This window comes from Dietzia sp. Die43 (assembly GCF_024519835.1).
Classification (GTDB): domain Bacteria; phylum Actinomycetota; class Actinomycetes; order Mycobacteriales; family Mycobacteriaceae; genus Dietzia; species Dietzia kunjamensis.
This window is the reverse complement of the sequence record NZ_JALJRF010000095.1, coordinates 1-243: the sequence shown is the minus strand read 5'-3', so window position 1 is coordinate 243 and position 243 is coordinate 1. Positions and strand designations below refer to the sequence as shown.

General features: G+C 64.2%; 1 protein-coding gene. It reads left to right on the top strand.

Features of this window, described 5'->3' with window-relative positions; all coding sequences use genetic code 11:
• Positions 1–243, top strand: a 243-nt coding sequence (locus tag NR111_RS18395; RefSeq protein WP_256821654.1) for a cbb3-type cytochrome c oxidase subunit I, incomplete at both ends; no start/stop codon positions are given.

Sequence of the window (243 nt, the reverse complement as noted above, 5' to 3'; positions counted from 1 at the left end):
TGACCATGTTCCGGATGCCGATCTTCACGTGGAACATCCTCGTGGCGTCGGTCCTGATCCTGCTGATCTTCCCGCTGCTCACCGCGGCCGCGCTCGGCGTCTTCTACGACCGGCAGTTCGGCGGGCGCATCTACGATCCGGGCAACGGTGGCGCCATCCTGTGGCAGCACCTGTTCTGGTTCTTCGGTCACCCCGAGGTGTACGTCCTCGCGCTGCCGTTCTTCGGCATCGTCTCCGAGGTCT